This is a genomic window from Pseudomonas sp. B21-031 (assembly GCF_024748985.1).
Taxonomy (GTDB): Bacteria; Pseudomonadota; Gammaproteobacteria; order Pseudomonadales; family Pseudomonadaceae; genus Aquipseudomonas; species Aquipseudomonas kermanshahensis.
Genome location: NZ_CP087181.1, coordinates 3,366,330 through 3,386,501 on the forward strand (window position 1 = coordinate 3,366,330; position 20,172 = coordinate 3,386,501).

The window sequence follows — 20,172 nt, forward strand, 5'->3', positions numbered from 1 at the left end:
ATGTACAAAATTCTGATTGCCGACGATCACCCACTGTTTCGCGAAGCCATCCACAACGTCATCAGCGATGGTTTCCCAGGCAGCGAAGTCATGGAGACTGCCGACCTGGACAGCGCCCTGGCGCTGACCCTGGAACATGACGACCTCGACCTGATCCTGCTCGACCTGAACATGCCCGGCATGCACGGCCTCAATGGCCTGATCACCCTGCGCAACGAGGCACCGACCACACCGGTGGTGATCGTCTCGGCCGAGCAGGAAAAACAAATCGTGCTGCAGGCCATCACTTATGGCGCCGTGGGTTTCATCACCAAGTCGTCGCCACGTTCGCAGATGATCGAAGCGATCGAGCAGATCCTCACCGGCAATGTGTACCTGCCACCCGACATCATTCGCGCCAACAAAAGCAGCACCAGCCGGCGCCAGAGCGATACCCCAAGCTTCCCGCCGGAGATGCTCCAGGCCCTGACCCGCAAGCAATTGCTGGTGCTCGAGCGCATGACCAAAGGCGAGTCGAACAAGCAGATCGCCTACACCCTGGACATCGCCGAAACCACGGTCAAGGCCCACGTTTCGGCGATCTTGCGCAAACTCAACGTGCACAACCGGGTACAGGCCATCCTCAGTGCTGGCGATATCGACTTCGGCGACTACCTGCGCCGTTAAAGCGGCTGACCGGGGCTGTTGGCCAGCAAATGGCTCATCGCCGCCTTGAGTTTCATTGGCCGCACCGGCTTGTGCATCAGGGTGTGGCCCCGCTCGCGGATCTGTTGCTTGAGTTCATTGCTGTAGTTGGCGGTAATCATCAATGCCGGAATCGGTACGGCGCGGCGGGCACTGATCCGCGCCACGGCATCGACACCATTGCAGTCGTTGTCCAAGTGGTAGTCGGCGATCAACAAGTCGGCTTCGGCGTGGTAGTTGTCCACCTGCCGCGCCAGGTCTTCCTCCGACAGCGCAGTGACCACCCGGCAACCCCACCCTTCCAGCAGGGTGCGCATGCCGGCGCAAATCGCCGCATCGTTATCCAGCACCCACACCCGCGCACCGCGCAGGCGTTCGAGCATCGGCTCGCTGATGGCCAGGCTCGGCGGGGCCTTGGGCGCGGTTGCGCTCAGCGGCACCTCGACGGCGAACACAGAGCCTTTGCCGAGCCAGGAACGCACCCGAATCCGATGGCCGAGAATGCCCGCGATCTTTTCCACGATCGCCAGGCCCAGGCCCAAGCCACGGTCTTGGTCCGGGCGCTGTACATCGCCCCGTTTGAACTCCTGGAACATTTCGTCCAGGCGCTCTTCGGCAATGCCGATCCCGCTGTCCCAGACTTCGATCCACAGGCCCCGGCGCTGGCGCCGACAGCCCAGCACCACGCGGCCGCTGCGGGTGTAGCGGATGGCATTGCTGAGCAGGTTGCGCAGGATCCGCGCCAACAGCTGGATATCACTGTGCACCAAGGCCGAACAGCCCACGAAGTGCAGCTCCAGCCCTTCGCTGCGCGCCACCTGGGCGTATTCGGCGGCCAAATTGTCCATCAGTTCGCTAAGGGCGAAGGGGGCGATATCGGCCTTGATCACCCCGGCGTCCAGCTTGGAAATATCCACCAGGGTGCCTAACAGGTTTTCCACGTCCTCCAGGGAATTACTGACGTTGCGCACCAGTTGAACACTCTGGTGCGGCTCGCGGCGTTCGAGCAACGCGCTGGTGAACAGCCGCGCCGCGTTCAGGGGTTGCAGCAGGTCATGGCTGACCGCAGCGAGAAATTTGGTCTTCGACAGGTTGGCCTGCTCGGCCTCGCGCTTGGCCTCGCGCAACCGTGATTCGGCCCGGCTGCGCTCATCGATCTCGCGCAGCAACTGGTCGTTGAGGCTGGTCAGCTCGGCGGTGCGCTCGCGCACCCGTTGTTCAAGGTTCTGGTATGCCTGGTGCAGCGCCTCGGCGCTCTTGCGCCGCTCGGTAATGTCGCGGATCAACACGAAGATCCCCACCACTTCGCCATTGGCCAGGCGGTTGGGGACGTAGGAGCGCAGCATGTAGCGCTCCTGGCCGTTGATGTTGTTTTCGGCAAACTCGAAGGTCACGCTCTCGCCCGCCAACGCGCGCGCCACGTAGGCCTCCAGGCGTTGGTAATGCGACTCGCTGTGGGCCTCGCGCAGGCTTTGGCCCAACATCACGCCGCGGGGCCAGCAGTACCACTCCTCATACACCTTGTTGGTGAATTCGTAGACCAGGTCGGCATTCAGGTAAGCAATCAGCGCTGGAACATGGTCGGTGATCAGACGAATCAGTTGCGATTTCTGCGCCACCGCCTGCTCGCGGCGCAAGGTCTCGCTGAGCTTGACCTCGGTGATGTCGGTGAACAGGAACACCCGCCCACCTTCGCAAGTAGGCCGTTCGCTGACTTGTAGCCAGCGCCCGCTCTGCAGGCGGTACAGCAGGTGCTCATCGGCCGGCCCGCGGGGCTCTTCGGTGAACACCCCGCTGGCGGTCATCAGTTGCTTGACCTCGGCCAAGCGCATGCCGGCGATGATCCGCACCCGGCTGTTGGCCCAGAACGCCTTGAAACGGCTGTTGCACAGCACGATGCGCTGGTTCTGGTCGAACAGCACGAAGGCGTCGGAGATGCTTTCGATGGCGTCGATCAAGTGTTGGTGGGCGGTCTCGGCCCGCAGCCGCGCTTCACTGAGCAGGTGGTTACCGGCCTTGAGCTCGGCCATGGCCTGGTTGAGGGCGTCAGTGCGTTCGCGGACCTGCTCAGCCAGCACCACCGAGTGCTGGAATGCCGCGTAGGGGTCGTTGCCGCGGGTCACGCCCGACTCGACGCGTTCGATCAGCGCAGTGTTGATGCGCTGCAGCTTGCGGTTCTCATGCTGCAGCCGAACGACCTCGGCCTGCAGTTCAGCGGCTGACGGGTGGCCGGTTGCGGGCAATGGCGACCCCGGTGAAGGTCTGGTTGATATGCATGCCATTGAACTGTTCTCCATAGGTGTTGAAGCCCATCACCCGCTGCTCGCGCAAGAACGCGCCGACCTGCTCCAGGCCGTCGTGCGCTTCCAATTCCAGGCGCCGCAGGAAACAGTCGCAGCCAATGGTCAGCAGCAAGGGGCCCAGGCGCTGGTGCAGCCCGTCGAACAGGGTGTGCAGCTTTGGCAACAGCGGGCCCGGTGTCATGGCCGTGAGCACGATGCCGTTTTCCACCGCACAGTAGAAACTCAGGCTCAGGTCCGGGTGCACCTGCTGGATTGCCCGGACGTAATACTGATCGTGAATCCGCACCGCCAACGGGTGGGCAGCGAATACCCGGTGATCGAGCTCGGCCACCGGCACGCCGATGTGCCGGGCGTATTCCTCGGCAGCGGGTTCGGCATTGAGTTCGAAGACCCGCCGCTGAGCGCTGTCGGCGCCGGTCACCACCAGCTTTTCATCACGCGGCAGGATGTGGTGCGTGGTGAACACTTCAAAGTCGAGCCAGGTATTGACCAGCACCACTACCGCCGCGCCGCTGTGGAACGCCCCGCCGAAGTACACGTGGGTACGGGTCAGGTAATTGTCGTCGCCGGCCGACCCGCCAAAATGCGGAATGTCCCCCAATGCCGCGCTCAGGGCGCCAAGGAACATCTCCTCGCGGCTGGACAAGCCGTCGAGCAGGGTCAAGGCAAAGCTGTGGCCTTTGATCGGCGCGAGGGTATTGCTGCGGCAGGTGCCGACCAGCCGTTCGACCATCTGCTGGGCGTCGATCAGGCTGAAGCGTTCCATTTCATCGATCAGTTCGGTGGCGATGGAAAACTGCCGATGATCGAACCCCAGCGCCGTCACGCAATTACGGCCGTAGCCTAGCGGGGTGATTTCGCCGGCACTGGTGCAGCCCACCAGGCGAATGCCGCCGAAACCTTGTTCCAGGGCCTCGCCCAGTTCCTGCAGGTCATATTCGGCAGAACAGAAGAACAGCACGAACCCCAGGTGCGGGTGCAGCAGCTGCCGCGCCAGGTCCTGGGCTGCAAGCCGCGCATCGGTTGCCTGGGACATGGCGCTGACCACACCGTCGTTCTGGGCCTGCTGCATCGTGGTCTCCGGCGCGGGTTGTCTGAAGGTTGAGTGTACGTAGGACTCCCCGGAGGGCGAATGCTACTTGGGTAGCGGGTGGGCGGTTCCATGGGAGTATGGGTTGCACGTGCAATTGCTGGGGCCGCTTCGCGGCCCCAGCGGTCTACCAGGTCAGCACCGCCCCCAATGCAAGGGTATCGGTGTCTTCGTTCTGATCGCTGGTGTCATGCCCATCAATGGAAAACTGGTTGTACTCGGCCACCAACGTGAGGTTGTCGTTGACGTCATGAAACAGCGCCACACCGCGAGTCTCGTAATCCGCGCCACTGCCCACCACCCCGTTGCCATCGTCCTTGGTCTTGCCGTAGGACAACGCCAGGCGGTTTTTGCCAACTTTGTACGACCCTTGCAGCAGGTAGCCGTCGCTGTCGACATTGCGCAGGGTCGGCTCGCCGGCGTTGTTGGTGAAGAACGGGTTGATACCCTTGGCCTGGAAGCCGGAGCCGGTGAGCGACAGCCCGCCCATCTTCGCCTGCACGCCATAGCCGACACCTTTGGAGGTGATCGACTTGACCGTCGAGTCGGTGTTGTCCGAGGTCTGGTAGCTGCCATTGATCCAGCTGTAGATCTTGGCGCCGGCCAGGTCGAACTGGTAGGTGATCTCGCTCTCGGTGCGGGGGTTTTCCTGATAAGCCTTGCCGGTCGGGCTACTGTCGTTGGTGTCCACCGGGTCCATGATGCCCACCGCCACCCGCAGGCCATCCATCACCGGTGTGCGGTAGGTGATCTGCGAGGTGGGGAACGGGTACGGGTAACCGCTGCCGATGTTGCCGAACGATACCCCGCCGCCGTCCACCAGCCCCAGGCTGTCACTGACCTGACCGTAACCGGCAAGCAGCTCGTCCAGCAGAATGTTGGAACGCGCAAACAGCCCGAAGTCCTTGCCGATCAGCACCTCGCCCCACTCGGGGTTGGCCACGGTGCCGTAGAACTGACGCACGTCGATGGCGGTGTCGGTGCCGTTGGTTTCGCTGTCGTTGATGGTCACCCAGAACGAGGCACGCGCCCCGAGCTTCAGGTCATCCATCTGTTTACCCATGTTGAAGCCCAGGTAGTTGGGCAAAAAACCCATCTTCACCCGTGACTGGCGGCGATCGAATTGATCACCCGCCCGGTCGACATCACTGTTGACGTAAAAGGCATTGATGTAGCCGTCGGTGGAAAACGTGGTCTGGTCCTTGTCGTACAGCATGATCTCGGCCTCGGCGACGCCGCTCAGGCCCAGGGTCGAAAGGCTGGCGATGACAGCCGTCAGGATACGAGGCGATAGTTTCTTATTGTTGTTGTGCATGACGCGCTCCAAAAACGTGGGCTCGGTGTTGGAGGCGATTATCAGAAGCGGGCATACCGCTCGGTACGCTGCCTTGGAGGGGGTTGCAGGCTGCTTTGGGCCGGCGCGCGTGGCGCGATGATTAAGGCCCGAGACCGGCTTAGGCCAGGAGGCAACACCAAGGGTGTACGCCTGATGATCAGCGAAGGATCAATACCCCAGGCTGAAGCGCCCGTTTACAGCAAGGGCAGTGACAATGTTGCGGCCAACCCGCCGTCGGCGCGGTTGTCCAGGCGCACCTGCCCGCCCATCCGTTCGATGATGGTGGCCACGATCGAGAGCCCAAGCCCTGCGCCATTCGGGCTGTTGCGGCTGTAGAAACGCTCGAACACACGGGTGAGGCTGGCCTTGTCGATGCCCGAGCCTTCGTCTTCGACAGTCAGCTCGAAGCGACTGCCCAAGCGCTTGAGCGAAACCGTGATACGCCCGCCGGGTGGCGAGTGTTCCACCGCGTTGGAGACCAGGTTCTGCAATGCGATACCCAACGCGGCAGCATCGATCGCCAAGCGAAGATCACCCGCGCCAATCTCCAGCGATGGCTCAAGGCCGCGGTCCAGTATCCAGGGGGTGAGCTCTGCCAGGATATCGGTGACGACCTCGCCCAGATCGACCTCGATGGTGGCACGCTGACCGAGGCGCGGTTCGACCCGGGCCAGGGTCAGCAACTGGTTGACCACCCGGGTCAGGCGGTCGACGCCGCCAATCAGGTAGCCCAAGGCTTTCTGCCGCTCGGCATCGGTATTGGCGGCCTGGGCGTTCTGCGCATGCAGGCGCAGGATGGCCAGCGGCGTGCGCATTTCATGGGCCGCATCGGCAATGAACCGGTGTTCACGGCGCAGCAGGTCTTCGATGTGCGCCAACAGGCGGTTGATGGCGGCCTGCATGGGTTCCAGCTCCGACGGTAGCGGCACCAGTTGCAGGGGTTCGAGCGAGTCGGCATGCCGTGCGCGAATGACATTGGCCATGTTCTGCAACGGGCGCAGGCCCCAGCCAATGGCGGCCCAGACCAACAACGCCAAGCCCAGGCTGCCCAACAGGAACGGGAACAACGTATGGCGCACGATGCGGTCAATCAGGTCGAAGCGCACATCATCGCGCTCGCCCACCCAGATCATCCAGTGCTTTTCCGGCACTGGCAGAACGAAACCGCGCCATTGCTCGCCCTCGCTGGAAAAATCATAAAAACCCGGCGCCGTGGGCGGTGGGTCGAGTGTCGGTGCACTGGGCGTGTGCACCAGCAGCCCTGCCCCGTCCCCCCAGACCTGGAACGCCAGTTTGCTTTCGTAAGGGTGCCCAACCCGGTGGCGCCCGGCCTTGCTCAGTGCCTCGTTGAACGCGCGATACAGTTGCTCGCGGTTGCCCTCCTGCACCGGCAAGCTCATCACCCCCTGTAGCAGCCTTGCATTCTGCGCCAGGTGGGCATCGTAGACCTCATTGATCTCGCGCCGGCTGTCATGGTAGTTGTACAGCGCCAGCAGCCCTGTACCGATCAACATCAGCAGCATCACCCGCCACAGCGTGCGTTGACGCAGTGAGCTCATACCTTGCCCTCGACCAGATAGCCGATGCCGCGAACGGTGCGGATCAGGCCGTTGAACAGTTTTTTGCGCAGTTGGTAGATGTTCACCTCCAGGGTATTGCTCTCCGGTTCCTCGTCCCAGCCGTACAGCAACTGGGTCAGGCGCTCACGGGTGAACACCTTGCCCGGCTGCGCCAGCAACTCGTGCAGCAACCGGTACTCCTTGGGCGTCAAGACCACGGGCAGGCCGTTGTAGTGAACCTGCTGAGTGCTGGGGTCAAGGGTCACTCCGGCGTGTTCGATGAGCACCTTGGCCCGACCGGCGCTGCGCCTGAGCAGCGCGCGCAGGCGGGCCTTGAGCTCGTTGAGGTCGAACGGCTTGACCAGGTAGTCGTCGGCGCCAGCATCCAGCCCGACGATGCGGTCCTCGGTGGCATCACGGGCGGTGAGCACCAGCACCGGCAGGCTGTCGCCCCCCGCCCTGAGCCGGCGCAGCAACTCGATACCGTCCAAGCGCGGCAGTCCCAGGTCGAGGATGGCCAGGTCGAATGTCTCGTGCTGCAGGGCATGCAGCCCGCTCACGCCATCGCGCAACCAGTCGAGGGTGTACCCCTCTTGGCGCAAGCCGTCGCAAATTCCCTCGCCCAGTGCGGTGTCGTCCTCAACCAGCAGCAGCCGCATGTTCAGTCCTGTTTGTCCTTGATGGCTTTGAGTAAAGCATCGATATCACCACGCCGGCCCTGGTCGGCCAGTTCACGCCCTGGCCGAGGGGGCGCCTGCCGCGCTTTCTGAAGGGCTGCGGTGGCTTCGGCATAGCGTTTTTGCCGGTAAAGATGATCGGCCCAGAAGTAATTGCTGTCGATACCGTTGGGGTTGATCTGCAGCGCCTTGCGCAGCAAGGCATCAGCCTTGTCACTGTCGCCGAAGCCGATGGGCCAGCCGGGTACCTGGTCGTACAAGGTCCCCAGGCTGGTGTAAGCGGAACCTTGCAAGGCGGTGGGGTCCATTGCCATCGCCTGTTCCAGGCTGGCCTTGGCGGCCTTGACCTTGCCCAGCGCACTGAGGCCGCCGATGGCCCCGGCCCAACTGCTGTTGATGATGCCGTCCCAGATCAAGGGTTCGGCCGACCCTGGGTGCTGGTGGACCAAGGCCGAGGCGTCGGTCGACAGTTTTTCGAAGGCATCCGCGCGCTTGTCCTTGGGCGTCTGATACTGGATCTGCGCCCAGCGTTGCTGCAGCGCGGCCAACTGCTGCGTGCCCGCCTGGTCCAGCGCCCAGGTCAGGGGTGTGAAGGCCAGCAGCCCGACAACGAACAGACGTTTCATTTGAGCGACTCCTTGGAATGGCTACCGATGTAGCGACGAATGACCGGCAGTTGCTTGCGCAGAGCGCGGTCCACCACGCCGGGCAGCATGCCGTTGATGCGCACGAAGAGCTTTTCTGGCCAGCCGAGGTAGAGCTCGCTGCGCTCGGACTGAACCGCCTGCAGGACGGCGCGGGCCACGTCGGCGGGGTCGTCCATGCCGACCTTCAGCGCTTCGTTGAGCGCCGTGGCTGCACTGCTGTTCATCGCCGTGCGGGTCGCCCTGGGGGCCGCGTACAGCACGTTCACCGAGGTATCGGCCAGTTCGCGGCGCAGTGCCTCGGAGAACCCACGCAGGGCAAATTTGCTGGCGCAGTAAGTGGCATAACCCGGGTAGCCGATAGAACCGTAGGTAGAGCCGACATTGACCACCAGCGCCTTGGGTTGCGCACGCAGCAGTGGCAGGCAGACACGCGTGAGCTGCAAGGCCGCCTTGATATTGATGTCCAGCAGTTCGTCGAGGGCCTGCTCGTCCAGCTGGTCGAGCAAGGCAAAGCGATTGACGCCGGCAGCGTTGATCAGCACGTTGACACCGCCCATGTCCCGGGCACGGGCGAGCACCTGCTCACGGCCGTCTGGGGTACGCAGGTCGGCCGACTGCCAGCGCAGCCTGTCAGGGTAGCGGTTCATCAGGCTGGCGAGCTTGCCCATCTGCCGGCTCACCGCCAGTGCCCGGGCACCGGAAGCGCACAACTGCTCGGCCAATTGCAGGCCAATACCGCCGCTGGCGCCGGTCAGGACTACCACGGATTCAGACAAGCGCATGGTGCACCTCTTGCTGGCCCAGCTGGCTGCCACGCGGCAACCCCTGGAACATCTCGGTGTACAGGCGGTACACCACCCTGGCGGCGTGGACCACCGCTTGCTGATCGTCAGCAGTGTCCAGGCGGTCCATCAGGCGCTTGTAGGTGACCATATGGTCCTGATCCAGCGCACCGTGCGAACTGAGGTAGCTGAACGCCTTGTCCGGCAGCGCCAGGGTGCGCTGGATGCTACCGGCGGCATGAGTCGCCAAGGCAATGCTGGTGCCTTCAAGCACATTGACCATGCCAAACAACCCGACCGGGTTGCCGCGGGCGATCAGGTCGTAGAGGTAGGCGACCATCAATTCGATCGCCATTGCCGGCCGGCCGTCACGCACCGCTTCGCAGTTACCCCCACAGGCATCGATATCGTTGAGAATCCACTGCTCGTGGCCGTACTCCTCCTCGATGTACTCGCACACGGCCCCGCGTAGCCACTCCAGGCGTGATGGCAAGCGTGCGCCGCACGCCATCATCAGTGGCACGGTGTGACGCACATGGTGATACGCCTGGGTCAGGAAGGCGACGTAGCTGTCCAGGCTGACCTGGCCGGCCAGGGCTTCACGGATCACCGGCACACTGAACAGTGCCTGGCGCTCGTCGGTGGTTTGCAGTTGCAGCGTGTCGAAAAAGGACATGGCGAACCTCACAATGGGATGTCGGATAACAAGCCTTGGTAGTGCTGCAAAATGGCCTCGCGCCGTGGTCGGCCATTGGCGGTCAGGGTGTCATCGGCGCAGCTGAGGGGGCTGGGCAGGCGTCGCCAGGCATGAACCCGGGCGTAGTCCGGCAGTGACGCATTGCTGTGCTGCACGGCCTGGTCGATCGTGGCATCAGGGGTACTGGGATCCAGTGGCCAGAGCAGTGCCACATTGCGCGGCATGCCCTCGCCGTGCACGAACGCCTGGGCGATGACACCACTTTGGGTCAGTTCGGCCTCCACCCACTCAGGGTTGACGTTGCGCCCGAAACTGGTGATGAACTGGTGCTTCTTGCGCCCGTTCAGGTACAGGTAGCCATCCTGATCGACATAGCCGAGGTCACCGGTGGCCCACCATGGCGTGGACACAGGGGCTTCGCCCAGGTAGCCGAGCAGGAGCGAACCTGCCACCAGCACCTCACCGTCGTCGGCGATGCGCACCTGCACATGGGGCAGTGGCTTGCCGACACTGCCGAGGCGCTGGGCGCCGGGGCGGTTCAACGCCACCACCGAAGCACACTCGGACAGGCCATAGCCCTCGAACACCGGTAGGCCGATCGCTTCGGCCCTCGCCAGCAGGATGGGCGAAACCCGCGCGCCCCCGACCGCGACGAAGCGCAGCGGCCCCACCCGCATCAGGCCGCGCTCGATCGCGGTAATCAGCCCCATTAACAGCTGCGGCACCAGAATCAGGCTTTGGGCGCCGCTCAGGGCAATGGCACTCAGCAAGCGCTTGAAGTCGACCTGGCTCGCGCCCCCCATGCCCAATTGCACCTGGGGATAGAGTTGCACGCATGCCCCTGCGATCAGCGCGGCGTACACGCCAAGGTTTTCCAGCAGCACGCCAAACGGCAGCACCGCCAGATAGCGCTGGGGGGCGCTCGGCCGGCTGGCTGCTTCCAGTTCCCGGGCCACGCGCAGCATGGCATCGGCGCCCAGGCAAACGCCTTTGGGCTGGCCCGTGCTGCCAGAGGTGTAAGTGATCTTGGCTGTACCGCTGGGCAGCGCCCCCCCCGCACCGACAGGCCGGGCCCAAAACGCGTCCTGCTGGACAAACCCCAGCTCGGCGAGCGTATCTATCCACTGCGCCTCGCACAGCACATGGCTGGCGCCGCTTTGCTCAATGCAATGCCTGAACTGTGCAGTACTGAAGAACCCAGGCACGATCACGCAAGGGCGCTCGGCAAACAACGCCGCCAAGTCCCAGAACAGCAGTTCAGGGCCGTTATCCAGGGCCAATACCAGCGGGCCTCTCGATTGCGCACGCAAGGTGTGGGCCCGTGCTTCGACTTCAGCCAGCAGTTGCCGGAAGGTGAAGCGCCCTGCTACACCTTGCACGGCTACGGCCCGCTCCTGCTCACTTGCATACTTGAACAGCAACTGACGGAAGTACTCCAGCTCATGCGGCATGGCCGGTCTCCTCGATGATCGATGGCAGACCCAGGCGCTGAAACACGCCAGCCTTGCTCAGCGCCTCGAAACCGAGCCCGATGTTGCCGGCGAACACCTGCGGATGCTGGTCGTAATAGGTTCCCCAGCGGTCCATCTGCTCGCCCAACCGCTCAGGGTCGGCCGCAGCCAGCACCGTAGGCATCAGCCCGAGGCGTTGGAAGCTGTTGATCAGCGTGGCCGCCCCCGTGAATGCCACCCATTGCAAACCGCGCGTGGCCAGCAGCCAGGTCACGGCAATGATCATGATGCGTGCACTGCCAGCACTCAGCGAGGCCAGGTTGCCCACCTCGACCATGCTCTCCCGCGCCAGCGCGTAGCCGGCCACGCGGGTAACCGCTGCCTCCAGTGGCTCGTCCAGGTAACGCTCGAGAAACAGCGTACCACTGCTGGCCGGGCGTATGCCTGCGGCGGCAATCATCCGCCCATGGCTGTCATGCAACGCCAGGAGTTCAGGCAGGTAATGGTGCACATCGGCGTGATGCACGCTCTGAAAACACTGATGAATGAAGTGCTCAAGGTCACGACGCCCTGCATCAGGCTCCAGTTGCAGGGACAGTTGGGCATGGTGGTCGACGTGACAACCGATACGCAGCGGGAGCAGGCTGCTCCATTGATGCGGGTTCATGAAACGCCCCCCGTGGGATTCGATGAGGGGAGTATCCGGCGTGAATCTGAAAGGAATCTGAAGTCAGATGGACTTGCTGATCGGGCAGACGCCACGCATGCTGGTCATTGTCACTGTCAAACTACAGGTTATTCCATGCTCTACGTCGTCATGCTCGGCGGACGCCACTCCCGCGCCAGCATCGAAGTTCACGATGTGGTATTTGCCCAGGCCGACTCGCTGGAGCAAACCTACCCCCTCTTGCGCAACGCCTGGTTCGGCAGCCGCAAAGGGTTGCACATCGACTCCTGGCTGGAAGTGCACGGGGTGGAGGGTTATCGCATCGAATTCAGCCAGGCAGCGCCACCGCCCGGGGCCATGCGCCTGTTCTTCCTGAACCTGGGGGGCTACGAGCGGCAGGTGTTTGGTGAAGCTCACCGTTACCTGTTAGTGGCTGCTACTGACAAAGCCGCCGCCAAGCAACTGGGGAAGCAGCGTATGGCGGCGGGATGGTTGAAACCCCATACCGACGCGGTGCTCGATGTCGACGATTGCTTACCGATTGATCTGCTGGAAGGGCGCTATGTGCACCTGGTTGAGGGGGAGCATGACGGCATTGTGCAACGTAGCGATTACATTCTGATTTGATTGACAGGTCATCAACGCCTGTACGTTCCGTGCAGATGACGCGCGACTAAATCTCGCAACAACGGATCACAGAGTCCCTTCGATTGTTCTGACCGTTATCGTTTTCGCGAAGAACAGCCGATTTGTTAACACATTCGCGTGGGCTTTAGCGTTTTCGCTGCCTCTCACCAGCGCAACAACCGGGGCCCTGCCAACGCCCCCACCAACGTGGGGACCAGCATGCCCAACAGGTACCAGGTCCCCCAGAACGGCACCTGCATTTCCGGGCAGTGCAGGCAATAGGCCAAGGTTGCAGTCGAACCAGCGAGTAGCCCAGCGGCGCCACCAGCCTGGCGCAACCGTGTTGGGGCCAGGCCGCGCACTGCCCAGAACACGGCGATGAACACCGGCACGCTCAGCAGCGAGATATTCAACGCGCAGGTGCGCCAGGTACGGCCGAAGATCAACTCTGCACGGGCCTCGACCGGGGCGCCCGACAGGCTGATCGCCGCGCCCAGCCAGACCAGCAGCAACGGCAGCCCCAGCAGCCACCAGGCCAGCCCTCCCTTCACACCCGGCCGGGCCAAACGTTGCGTGAGCCATAGCGCAAGCAGCGCGAGGCTGCCAGGCAAGGCCAGCTTGGCCCAGAACAACGGCGTGCGCGCCACGTCGGCAAGGTCGCTGCGCACGCCATAGAGGGCCACTGTCATCATTACTGCGGCGAGCACGCCCGCGAGCAACGCCTGGGCCAGGCGCCGCGCCAGGGCATGGCGGTCCACCGGCCCTTCGCCAGCGGCCAGCAGGGTAATCAGTTCATCGGTTTTCATCGTCTTCACTGCCTCGAATCAGCCTGGCCAAGGCCTTGAGCCCACGGTGTATGCCTACCTTGACTGCCGAACTGGAGAGCCCGGTGATACGCGCGGTCTCCTCCACCGACAGGCCCTCGAGCTTGACGTGGACGATCGGCAAGCGCTGGCGCTCCGGCAACTGCCCCAGCAGTTTACCCAGGTCTCGGCTGGCCTGGGCTGGCGCTTCGTCGCTGGCGGCGAACAGGTCACTGTCGTCGTCCAGCAGGTCGTGCAGCGCATCGTGATGCGCGTAGCGGCGCAGGTAATCCGCCAGTTTGTAGCGGGCAATTGCCTGCACCCAGGCCGTCAGCGGCTGTTGCGGCTGATAGGTTTGCCGCGCGTTATGCACGGCCAGCAACACCTCCTGCAACAGGTCTTCGACCTCGGCCGGGCGCTGTTGCAGGCGCCGCTTGAGAAAACCCCGCACGTGCAGCGCCAGTGCCGCGAGAAATTCGCGGTAGGCGTGCGCATCACCCGCCAGCCCGCGCAGCAGCAAACCCTGCAACTGCGTCTCGCGAGCGGCGAGGAGGTCCTGTGGGTTAGTTCGTTGCATTGGGCGCCTGGGTTACACCGTCGGAAGGTTTCTTTTATCGAACCTTAGATGAGCCACGGCCACTGGAAAAAAATTTTCGTCGGCCTGTAACCCGGGCAACGATCGCCGCGAACTACTCAATGAGCCTTCGGTACAACACCCGGGCCCCATCCTCTGGAGACACCCTCATGAAAACCCTCGCCCTCGCCACCGCCGCCCTGGCCCTCGCTTCAATGGCCAGTGTCGCCTTCGCCGGCACCACCGCCGGCACGGGTACCGCCATGGAAAAATGCTACGGCGTCGCCATGGCCGGCAAAAACGATTGCAAGGCCGGCGCGGGCACCACCTGCGCCGGCAGCGCGAAAAAGGACTACGACGGCATGCACTGGAAGAACGTCCCGGCCGGTACCTGCACGTCGATCAAGACCCCCAACGGCATGGGGTCGCTGACCCCGATCAAGTCCTGAGCAGAGGCCGCCGACCATGAACCGGAACTTACCCCTGGGCGCTGGGCTAGGGCTGAAGGCCGAGCACTATGCCCAGGCCCTGGCGTGCAACGCTGAAGGCCTGTGGTACGAGGTCCATCCGGAAAACTACATGGTCGGCGGCCCGCGCCTGGCCTGGCTGCAGCGCATGGCCGAGCGCCATCCGCTGTCGCTGCATGGTGTGGCGCTGTCACTGGCAGCGGACGCCGAGCCGGACGCCACCCACCTGCGCCGCTTGCGCACGCTGATCGACCAGGTAAAGCCAGCACTGGTGTCCGAGCACCTGGCCTGGTCCACCTGGCGCGGCCAATACCACCCCGACCTGCTGCCGTTTCCCCGTTGCAGCGAAGCGCTAACGCGCATCAGCGACAATATCCTGCGCACTCAGGATGCACTGGGGCGGTCAATCGCCCTGGAAAACCCCAGCCACTACCTGCAGTTGCAAGGGCATGAGTGGGACGAGATCGATTTTCTCGACGAACTGGTGCGCCGCACTGGGTGCACCCTGCTGCTGGACGTCAACAACGTGCATGTCAGCGCACACAACCTGGGTTTCGACGCTGCGGCCTATCTGGACCGCTTCCCTGCCCAGGCCATCAGCGAAGTGCACCTGGCCGGGCACAGCCACGACGCGCAGGGCGCGCTGCTGATCGACTCGCACGATGCCGCGATTGCCGAACCTGTTTGGGCGCTGTTCCGCCGCTTGATCGCGCGTATCGGCCCACGCCCGACGCTGATCGAGCGCGACGGTAACCTACCGGCGTTCGACGACTTGCTTGCCGAACGCGCCATCGCCCAAACCACCCTCACGTCTGCAGGAGACTTGCCATGAACCTGCCCCTCGGCCAGTTCCAGGACGCCTTCATCGACGCGCTTTACCAGCGCCCTTCCCCGGCGCTGCAAAGCCTGACCGGGCAAGCGGCGTTCGCGGTCTACCGCAATACCGTGCTGGCCGGTTGCGTCGACGCGCTGCGGGCTAACTTCCCCACCGTCGAGACCTTGGTCGGCGCCGATTGGATGCGGGAGGCCGCGACCGCCTACGCCCAGCAGTCCCTCCCGGACGATGCCCGGCTGATCCACTACGGTGCGGGCTTTGCGGCGTTTCTGGAACAGTTGCAGGCCAGCCATGGGCTGCCCTACCTGGCCGATGTGGCACGCCTGGACTTCTACTGGAGTGAAGCGTTCAGCGCTACCGAAGACCCTTGCCTGGCGCTCACCGACTTGTCTGGCATGACCGCCAGCGACTTGATGCACAGCTACCTGGCCCCACGCCAGAGCGTACGCTGGCAGTGGTTCGATCCGCACCCGGTGCTCAGCCTGTGGCGCTGCAGCCGTGAAGGCCTGCCGTGGTCGGCCTCGCAACCGTGGGTGGCCGAAGGCGTGCTGCTAAGCGGCGGCCTCGACGGCGTCAGCCATCAGCCGCTGGAAGCCGGTGGTTGCGCCTTTCTGGATGCCTGCGCGGCAGGCCATACGCTGGAAACCGCGTCGCAATACGCCCAGCAACGCCAACCCGACCTGGACTTCAGCGACCTGCTCGGCCGCCTGATGCAAGCCCGGGTCTTTCGCCCACTCTCATTCGCATGAAGGAGTGGCCATGGACACCCTGCGCCCCAATGCCCCGGCAATCAGCCTGCGCCAACGCTGGAACAGCCTGGCCGACCGCCTGCAATTGCTGCTCAACGACACCGTGCTGTGCCTGGTCGCACGCCTGGGTATCGCCTCGGTGTTCTTCATGTCTGGCCGGACCAAGGTGGAGGGCCTTCTGAGCATCACGCCCAGTACCTATGAGTTGTTCCAGAGCGAGTATGCGCTGCCACTGGTCTCACCCTGGCTCGCGGCCCACCTGGCGACCTATGCCGAGCACCTGTTCCCGCTGCTGCTGGTGCTTGGCCTGTTTACCCGGCTTTCGGCGCTGGCCCTGCTGGGCATGACCACGGTGATCGAGGTGTTCGTCTACCCGGACGCCTGGCCTACCCACCTGTCCTGGGCGGGCCTGCTGCTGTTGCTGGTGGCCAAGGGCGCTGGCGCGCTGTCACTGGACCGCGTATTGCGGCTGCGCTGAACGCGGCCTATTAAGACCTAGGGCAACCCGACGCACTGGCACGCACGGCGCTGGCGAGCTTCTGCAGGTTGGCCTGCTGGGCGCCAACCAGGCTGCCGACGCTGTTTTGCGCGGGGGTCTGCACGGAGGTGCGGCAGTTGATCTCGTCCTGCCCGGGGCGCTTCAAGCGCCACACCGCCTCCAGCAGTGCGTACTGGCCAGGGACCGAGTCGAAGCGCTGCACATCCACCCTAAGCAGGGCGCGGGGCGTGCCGCCGACCGGCCCGCCTAGCTGGTCCTGCAAGGCACTGCGGAACTCATCGACCAGGTTGGCGCCCCACCACTCGGTCTCGAGGATCACCAGGCTACTCGTGCCCTGGCGGATCACCAACTGCGGGCGGTCCACCTGCGGCGGCATGCTGACCCGCTCGACTAGGATCTTCTCGCCCGCCGCATGGTTGGGCTGCGCAGCGACCAACGTGTGGTAGTTGTTGGGCGCGCTGCGACAGCCCGCGGTCAGCACCACCAGCGTGGCCAGCAACAGGGTAGGCAACGTGCGCATCGGCTCTCACTCCTTGGGCGTGGTCAGGGTTGCACGTCGTCCGCGCCTGCCGCTTTTGGCCGGCCGCGAATGAGCGATTCGGGATGACGGCCGAGGTAATCCGCCAGGTCCCTCAGCGAACGGGACATACGCTCCAGCTCCTGCAGCGTGTCACCGAGTTTCTCCCGCTGCGGCGAGTTCTCGGAGATCGCTGAATTGGCCGTGCGCAGGGTTTTCTGCAGTTCATCCAGTGTGGTCGTCAGCCCAGGCAGGGTTTGCCCATCGACGCGTTTGGCCGCGCTGCGCAGTTCGCGCAGCGTGCCGTCCAGATTTCCGGCAATGCTTTCGAGCGGCAGCTTGCCGATGCGCTCGACCACACCCTGCAACTGCTCCTGGAGTTTTTCCAGGCTGCCGGGCACGGTGGGGATGACGATCGGGTCGGCGCTCATGTCGAAGGCGACCTTCGGCGCCTCGGGGTAGAAGTCCAGCGAGATGTACATCTGCCCGGTGATCAGGTTGCCACTGCGCGCCTGGGCACGCAGGCCGTGCTCGACGAACGTGCCGATCAGTTGCCGGGCACCGGCGGCGTCGCCTTCGGTGTGCTTGAACACCTTGAGCATTTTCTGGTGCACCGGCCCCAAGCGTTTCGGGTAGATCGCCGCATCGACTACCACAGGGAAAATCTGTTTCTGCGGGTCGTAATCCAACGTAATCGACGTCACCCTGCCAAATTCAACCCCTTTGAACTCCACCGGCGCGCCCACCGTCAGCCCGCGCATCGACTGGTCGAAGCGCAGGCGCAAGTACTGTGGGCTGCCAGTCGGCGGTGCGAGGGCCGCATCGCGGTCGACGAACAGCTCGAACGCCTGCTGGTCGGCGGCGGGCTCGGCTGCAACGGCATATTCGGGCGTGCCGAAGGCCAAGCCGCCCATAAGAATCGACGATAACGACTGGGTCTCGACCTTCAGCCCGTTGGCGCCAAGCTGCATGTCGATGCCGCTGGCGTTCCAGAAGCGCGTGTCGAGGGTGACGAACGCGTCATAGGGGGCCTGCACGAAGATGTCGATGTCCACGCCCCTGCCATCGGGCTGCAGCGCGTAGGACACCACCTCGCCCACTGGGATCCGGCGAAAATAGATCGACGAGCCGATATCCAGCGAGCCGAGGTCATTGGCGCTGAGCACGAAGCGCTTGCCCTTCTCGCCATAGGTTATGGCCGGCGGCGATTCCAGGCCGACGAAGGTCTTCGCGGGCTTTTTCGACTCGCCAGCATCGGCGCCGATGAAACTGCCCGACAGCAAGGTGTCGACCCCGGATATGCCACCGGCGCCAATACGCGGGCGCACCACCCAGTAGCGGGCGCTTTCGGTGGCAAACGACTCCGCCTCTTTCGACAGCTCCACCTTGGCCACCACGCTCTTGTGGTCCGCCGCCAGCTCCACCGAGGTGACTTCGCCGATCACCACGCTGCGGTAGCGCACCTGGGTCTTGTGCGCCACCAGCCCCTCGCCGCTGCGAAAGGAAATCGAGATCACCGGCCCCTGTTCCATCCAATTGCGCACCACCAGCGAGGCGCCCACCAGCAGCGCCAAAATCGGCACGATCCACACCAGCGAGACACTGAAGCGGCGTGTGCGTACCTGCGCCTGGCCGGGCCCAGCAGGGTTCTCAGTCTCCAGCGCCATCGTGGTGCTCCCCGTCGTGTGGATGGTCGTCCCAGATCAGGCGTGGGTCGAAGCTCATGGCCGAGAGCATGGTCAGTACCACCACCAGGCCGAAGAACAGGATGCCCGGTCGCGGCTCGATGGTGCCCAGCCCGCGCAGTTGCACCAGCGCGGCCACCAACGCCACCACCATGACGTCGAGCATCGACCAGTAGCCGATCAGCTCGACGAAGCGAAACAGTTGCGAGCGCTGGCGGCGCGCCCACTGGCTGCGGTGCTGAGCAGTGAACAGCAGCAGGCCAAGGGACACGAACTTGATGCCCGGCACACCGATACTGGCGATAAAGATGATCAGTGCGATGTCCCAGGCGCCCGCCTCCCAGAACTCCAGCACCCCGCCAACGATGGTGCTGTCGCTGCCCTGGCCGAGCATCTCGGTGCGCATCACCGGCAGCGCATTGGCCGGCACGTAGAAGATCAGCGCGGCAAACAGAAATGCCCAGCCCCGGGCGATCGGGTTGGCCTTGCGCCGGTGCAGCGGCGCGCCGCAGCGGTCGCACTGGTGCAGGCCTTGGCGCAGGTCGCAGGCCTGGCCGCAGCCGTGGCACAGGCACAGGTGCAGTTGGTCGGCCAGCGCCGGGGCGCTCATACCTGCACCCACAAGTCGCGAATATCGCGGCCGGCAATGAAGATCATCAACACGCTCAACGCCGCCAGCGCGATCAGCCCAATCCCCGGGATCACCTCGAGTAGCCCCGCCAGCTTGATCACCGCCACCATGGCGCCCAGCAAGCACACCTCCAGCATGCTCCAGGGTCGCAACCCCTCCAGCGCCCGCATGCAGGCGGCAAAACCCGGCGCGCGGCGCCTGCCCAGGGCAAACCCTAGCACCCAGCACAACAGGGCAATCTGCAACACTGGGGCAAAGATGACCGCCAGCGCCAGCACCAGGGCGATAAAGGTAATGCTGCCGTGGCTGAGGATCAGCACTGAATCCCACAAGGTCGCCGAATTGCTCAAGCCGCTCATGCTGATGGTCATCACCGGGTAGGCGTTGGCGAAGACCAGCAGTACCCCGCCGGTGATGCACAACGCCAGGCGCTGCTGAACATTTAGTGGGTTGTGGCGATAAAGCACACCGCCGCAGCGCTGGCAGCAGGCACTTTGATGACGGTGCAAAGGCGTGCGCCGGTACACGGCGTCGCAGTACTCGCAAATGATCACATCATCCGCCTGGGCCATGCGTGCCCCCCGAATTGGCGCTTACCTGGCAGATAGCGTAGACAACGGGTCGGCAATCTGCTCAAGCACCTTGCTCAGGCGAAATTTGCTTGCTGGGGATCTTGGCAGCTATTACGCGCCGCACATTCGAACTCGGCTTCGGCGCGCGTCGAAAAGCTCAGGCTGAGGCGCACCTTTTCTTGCGTATCGTAAAGGTCATAGCCCTCCCCCAAGGCACTGGGAAAACCAATGCGCCGAGGGAAGATCTCTTTATGGCGAGGTACCGCGGGAACCACAACGAAGCGCATGTGCATAATCAGCCCTCTCCGGCAGTTCTTTAG

Annotated in this window: 23 protein-coding genes; 6 read left to right on the forward strand and 17 right to left on the reverse strand. The window is 63.8% G+C overall.

All coding sequences use genetic code 11. The features are described 5' to 3' along the window. Positions 1-666, forward strand: coding sequence for a response regulator transcription factor (locus tag LOY53_RS14780; RefSeq protein ID WP_027596434.1), 666 nt, complete (start codon positions 1-3; stop codon positions 664-666). On the opposite strand, the gene LOY53_RS14785 is transcribed toward LOY53_RS14780, so the two are convergent. The 10 genes from LOY53_RS14785 to LOY53_RS14830 form a co-directional block, all read right to left on the reverse strand. After that, the gene (locus LOY53_RS14785; protein WP_258702849.1) at positions 663-2,966 is read right to left on the reverse strand and encodes a PAS domain-containing hybrid sensor histidine kinase/response regulator; all 2,304 of its coding nucleotides are present in this window, start codon (positions 2,964-2,966) and stop codon (positions 663-665) included. The two genes, LOY53_RS14780 and LOY53_RS14785, sit on opposite strands and share 4 nt — an antisense overlap. Continuing rightward, on the reverse strand, positions 2,896-4,059 hold the full coding sequence (gene nosP, locus LOY53_RS14790; protein ID WP_027596432.1) for a nitric oxide-sensing protein NosP: 1,164 nt from the start codon (positions 4,057-4,059) through the stop codon (positions 2,896-2,898). The genes LOY53_RS14785 and nosP overlap by 71 nt, the downstream gene beginning before the upstream one ends. A 145-nt stretch (positions 4,060-4,204) precedes the next feature. After that, positions 4,205-5,392 carry a porin gene (locus tag LOY53_RS14795; RefSeq protein WP_258702850.1) on the reverse strand — a complete coding sequence of 396 codons (1,188 nt, stop codon included), beginning with the start codon at positions 5,390-5,392 and terminating at the stop codon, positions 4,205-4,207. Between the two features lie 215 nt (positions 5,393-5,607). Further along, a complete protein-coding gene (locus LOY53_RS14800) occupies positions 5,608-6,972 on the reverse strand; it encodes an ATP-binding protein (protein WP_258702851.1) in 1,365 nt (454 codons plus the stop codon). Next, positions 6,969-7,631: a response regulator gene (locus tag LOY53_RS14805; RefSeq protein ID WP_099453843.1), complete on the reverse strand. Its 663-nt coding sequence runs from the start codon at positions 7,629-7,631 to the stop codon at positions 6,969-6,971. The genes LOY53_RS14800 and LOY53_RS14805 overlap by 4 nt, the downstream gene beginning before the upstream one ends. A 2-nt stretch (positions 7,632-7,633) precedes the next feature. Continuing rightward, positions 7,634-8,275, reverse strand: a complete 642-nt coding sequence (locus LOY53_RS14810) for a tetratricopeptide repeat protein (RefSeq protein WP_027596428.1) — start codon at positions 8,273-8,275, stop codon at positions 7,634-7,636. Further along, the gene (locus LOY53_RS14815; RefSeq protein ID WP_258702852.1) at positions 8,272-9,078 is read right to left on the reverse strand and encodes an SDR family oxidoreductase; all 807 of its coding nucleotides are present in this window, start codon (positions 9,076-9,078) and stop codon (positions 8,272-8,274) included. Before LOY53_RS14815 ends, LOY53_RS14810 begins: the two co-directional genes overlap by 4 nt. Then, positions 9,065-9,754 (reverse strand): TenA family transcriptional regulator, encoded by a 690-nt coding sequence (locus LOY53_RS14820; RefSeq protein WP_252824564.1) that lies wholly within the window; start codon positions 9,752-9,754, stop codon positions 9,065-9,067. The genes LOY53_RS14815 and LOY53_RS14820 overlap by 14 nt, the downstream gene beginning before the upstream one ends. A gap of 8 nt (positions 9,755-9,762) precedes the next feature. After that, a complete protein-coding gene (locus LOY53_RS14825; protein WP_258702853.1) occupies positions 9,763-11,226 on the reverse strand; it encodes an AMP-binding protein in 1,464 nt (487 codons plus the stop codon). Beyond that, positions 11,216-11,893, reverse strand: a complete 678-nt coding sequence (locus LOY53_RS14830) for a thermostable hemolysin (RefSeq protein WP_258702854.1) — start codon at positions 11,891-11,893, stop codon at positions 11,216-11,218. Before LOY53_RS14830 ends, LOY53_RS14825 begins: the two co-directional genes overlap by 11 nt. Positions 11,894-12,028: 135 nt before the next feature. Here LOY53_RS14830 and LOY53_RS14835 point away from each other — a divergent pair, with 135 nt between their 5' ends. After that, complete coding sequence (locus tag LOY53_RS14835) at positions 12,029-12,520, forward strand: DUF1543 domain-containing protein (RefSeq protein WP_258702855.1); 492 nt, start codon at positions 12,029-12,031, stop codon at positions 12,518-12,520. 164 nt (positions 12,521-12,684) lie between these two features. On the opposite strand, the gene LOY53_RS14840 is transcribed toward LOY53_RS14835, so the two are convergent. Next, positions 12,685-13,326, reverse strand: coding sequence for a DUF1109 domain-containing protein (locus tag LOY53_RS14840; protein ID WP_252824572.1), 642 nt, complete (start codon positions 13,324-13,326; stop codon positions 12,685-12,687). Beyond that, positions 13,313-13,900: a sigma-70 family RNA polymerase sigma factor gene (locus tag LOY53_RS14845; protein ID WP_252824574.1), complete on the reverse strand. Its 588-nt coding sequence runs from the start codon at positions 13,898-13,900 to the stop codon at positions 13,313-13,315. The genes LOY53_RS14840 and LOY53_RS14845 overlap by 14 nt, the downstream gene beginning before the upstream one ends. A 167-nt stretch (positions 13,901-14,067) precedes the next feature. On the opposite strand from LOY53_RS14845, the gene LOY53_RS14850 reads away from it, so the two are divergent. Genes LOY53_RS14850 through LOY53_RS14865 form a run of 4 tightly spaced genes read left to right on the forward strand, consistent with a single transcriptional unit; the run spans position 14,068 to position 16,426 of the window. Then, a complete protein-coding gene (locus LOY53_RS14850) occupies positions 14,068-14,346 on the forward strand; it encodes a DUF2282 domain-containing protein (protein ID WP_027596420.1) in 279 nt (92 codons plus the stop codon). A gap of 16 nt (positions 14,347-14,362) precedes the next feature. After that, complete coding sequence (locus LOY53_RS14855) at positions 14,363-15,196, forward strand: DUF692 domain-containing protein (RefSeq protein WP_258702856.1); 834 nt, start codon at positions 14,363-14,365, stop codon at positions 15,194-15,196. Further along, complete coding sequence (locus LOY53_RS14860; RefSeq protein WP_258702857.1) at positions 15,193-15,948, forward strand: DNA-binding domain-containing protein; 756 nt, start codon at positions 15,193-15,195, stop codon at positions 15,946-15,948. The genes LOY53_RS14855 and LOY53_RS14860 overlap by 4 nt, the downstream gene beginning before the upstream one ends. A gap of 10 nt (positions 15,949-15,958) precedes the next feature. Beyond that, entirely contained in the window at positions 15,959-16,426 is a 468-nt protein-coding gene (locus LOY53_RS14865; protein ID WP_258702858.1) for a DoxX family protein, read from the forward strand. Between the two features lie 10 nt (positions 16,427-16,436). Here the strand turns inward: LOY53_RS14865 and LOY53_RS14870 are convergent, their stop codons facing one another. The 5 genes from LOY53_RS14870 to LOY53_RS14890 all read right to left on the reverse strand — a co-directional run bounded on the left by LOY53_RS14870 (position 16,437) and on the right by LOY53_RS14890 (position 20,151). Then, positions 16,437-16,967, reverse strand: a complete 531-nt coding sequence (locus LOY53_RS14870; RefSeq protein ID WP_258702859.1) for a membrane integrity-associated transporter subunit PqiC — start codon at positions 16,965-16,967, stop codon at positions 16,437-16,439. A gap of 23 nt (positions 16,968-16,990) precedes the next feature. Then, complete coding sequence (locus LOY53_RS14875) at positions 16,991-18,631, reverse strand: intermembrane transport protein PqiB (RefSeq protein ID WP_258702860.1); 1,641 nt, start codon at positions 18,629-18,631, stop codon at positions 16,991-16,993. After that, complete coding sequence (locus LOY53_RS14880) at positions 18,615-19,259, reverse strand: paraquat-inducible protein A (RefSeq protein ID WP_258702861.1); 645 nt, start codon at positions 19,257-19,259, stop codon at positions 18,615-18,617. Before LOY53_RS14880 ends, LOY53_RS14875 begins: the two co-directional genes overlap by 17 nt. Beyond that, the gene (locus LOY53_RS14885; protein WP_252824585.1) at positions 19,256-19,852 is read right to left on the reverse strand and encodes a paraquat-inducible protein A; all 597 of its coding nucleotides are present in this window, start codon (positions 19,850-19,852) and stop codon (positions 19,256-19,258) included. Before LOY53_RS14885 ends, LOY53_RS14880 begins: the two co-directional genes overlap by 4 nt. A 74-nt stretch (positions 19,853-19,926) precedes the next feature. Further along, a complete protein-coding gene (locus LOY53_RS14890) occupies positions 19,927-20,151 on the reverse strand; it encodes a hypothetical protein (RefSeq protein ID WP_027596412.1) in 225 nt (74 codons plus the stop codon). Positions 20,152-20,172: the final 21 nt, after the last annotated feature.

Bases quoted from the DNA above. Each gene is read 5' to 3' on its own strand.
- nosP (WP_027596432.1), bottom strand. From the start codon at position 4,059: ATGCAGCAGGCCCAGAACGACGGTGTGGTCAGCGCCATGTCCCAGGCA.
- LOY53_RS14860 (WP_258702857.1), top strand. From the start codon at position 15,193: ATGAACCTGCCCCTCGGCCAGTTCCAGGACGCCTTCATCGACGCGCTT.
- LOY53_RS14845 (WP_252824574.1), bottom strand. From the start codon at position 13,900: ATGCAACGAACTAACCCACAGGACCTCCTCGCCGCTCGCGAGACGCAG.
- LOY53_RS14830 (WP_258702854.1), bottom strand. From the start codon at position 11,893: ATGAACCCGCATCAATGGAGCAGCCTGCTCCCGCTGCGTATCGGTTGT.
- LOY53_RS14880 (WP_258702861.1), bottom strand. From the start codon at position 19,259: ATGAGCGCCCCGGCGCTGGCCGACCAACTGCACCTGTGCCTGTGCCAC.
- LOY53_RS14815 (WP_258702852.1), bottom strand. From the start codon at position 9,078: ATGCGCTTGTCTGAATCCGTGGTAGTCCTGACCGGCGCCAGCGGCGGT.
- LOY53_RS14885 (WP_252824585.1), bottom strand. From the start codon at position 19,852: ATGGCCCAGGCGGATGATGTGATCATTTGCGAGTACTGCGACGCCGTG.
- LOY53_RS14825 (WP_258702853.1), bottom strand. From the start codon at position 11,226: ATGCCGCATGAGCTGGAGTACTTCCGTCAGTTGCTGTTCAAGTATGCA.
- LOY53_RS14780 (WP_027596434.1), top strand. From the start codon at position 1: ATGTACAAAATTCTGATTGCCGACGATCACCCACTGTTTCGCGAAGCC.
- LOY53_RS14835 (WP_258702855.1), top strand. From the start codon at position 12,029: ATGCTCTACGTCGTCATGCTCGGCGGACGCCACTCCCGCGCCAGCATC.
- LOY53_RS14850 (WP_027596420.1), top strand. From the start codon at position 14,068: ATGAAAACCCTCGCCCTCGCCACCGCCGCCCTGGCCCTCGCTTCAATG.
- LOY53_RS14840 (WP_252824572.1), bottom strand. From the start codon at position 13,326: ATGAAAACCGATGAACTGATTACCCTGCTGGCCGCTGGCGAAGGGCCG.
- LOY53_RS14820 (WP_252824564.1), bottom strand. From the start codon at position 9,754: ATGTCCTTTTTCGACACGCTGCAACTGCAAACCACCGACGAGCGCCAG.
- LOY53_RS14810 (WP_027596428.1), bottom strand. From the start codon at position 8,275: ATGAAACGTCTGTTCGTTGTCGGGCTGCTGGCCTTCACACCCCTGACC.
- LOY53_RS14800 (WP_258702851.1), bottom strand. From the start codon at position 6,972: ATGAGCTCACTGCGTCAACGCACGCTGTGGCGGGTGATGCTGCTGATG.
- LOY53_RS14805 (WP_099453843.1), bottom strand. From the start codon at position 7,631: ATGCGGCTGCTGCTGGTTGAGGACGACACCGCACTGGGCGAGGGAATT.
- LOY53_RS14875 (WP_258702860.1), bottom strand. From the start codon at position 18,631: ATGGCGCTGGAGACTGAGAACCCTGCTGGGCCCGGCCAGGCGCAGGTA.
- LOY53_RS14785 (WP_258702849.1), bottom strand. From the start codon at position 2,966: ATGGCATGCATATCAACCAGACCTTCACCGGGGTCGCCATTGCCCGCA.
- LOY53_RS14855 (WP_258702856.1), top strand. From the start codon at position 14,363: ATGAACCGGAACTTACCCCTGGGCGCTGGGCTAGGGCTGAAGGCCGAG.
- LOY53_RS14870 (WP_258702859.1), bottom strand. From the start codon at position 16,967: ATGCGCACGTTGCCTACCCTGTTGCTGGCCACGCTGGTGGTGCTGACC.
- LOY53_RS14865 (WP_258702858.1), top strand. From the start codon at position 15,959: ATGGACACCCTGCGCCCCAATGCCCCGGCAATCAGCCTGCGCCAACGC.
- LOY53_RS14795 (WP_258702850.1), bottom strand. From the start codon at position 5,392: ATGCACAACAACAATAAGAAACTATCGCCTCGTATCCTGACGGCTGTC.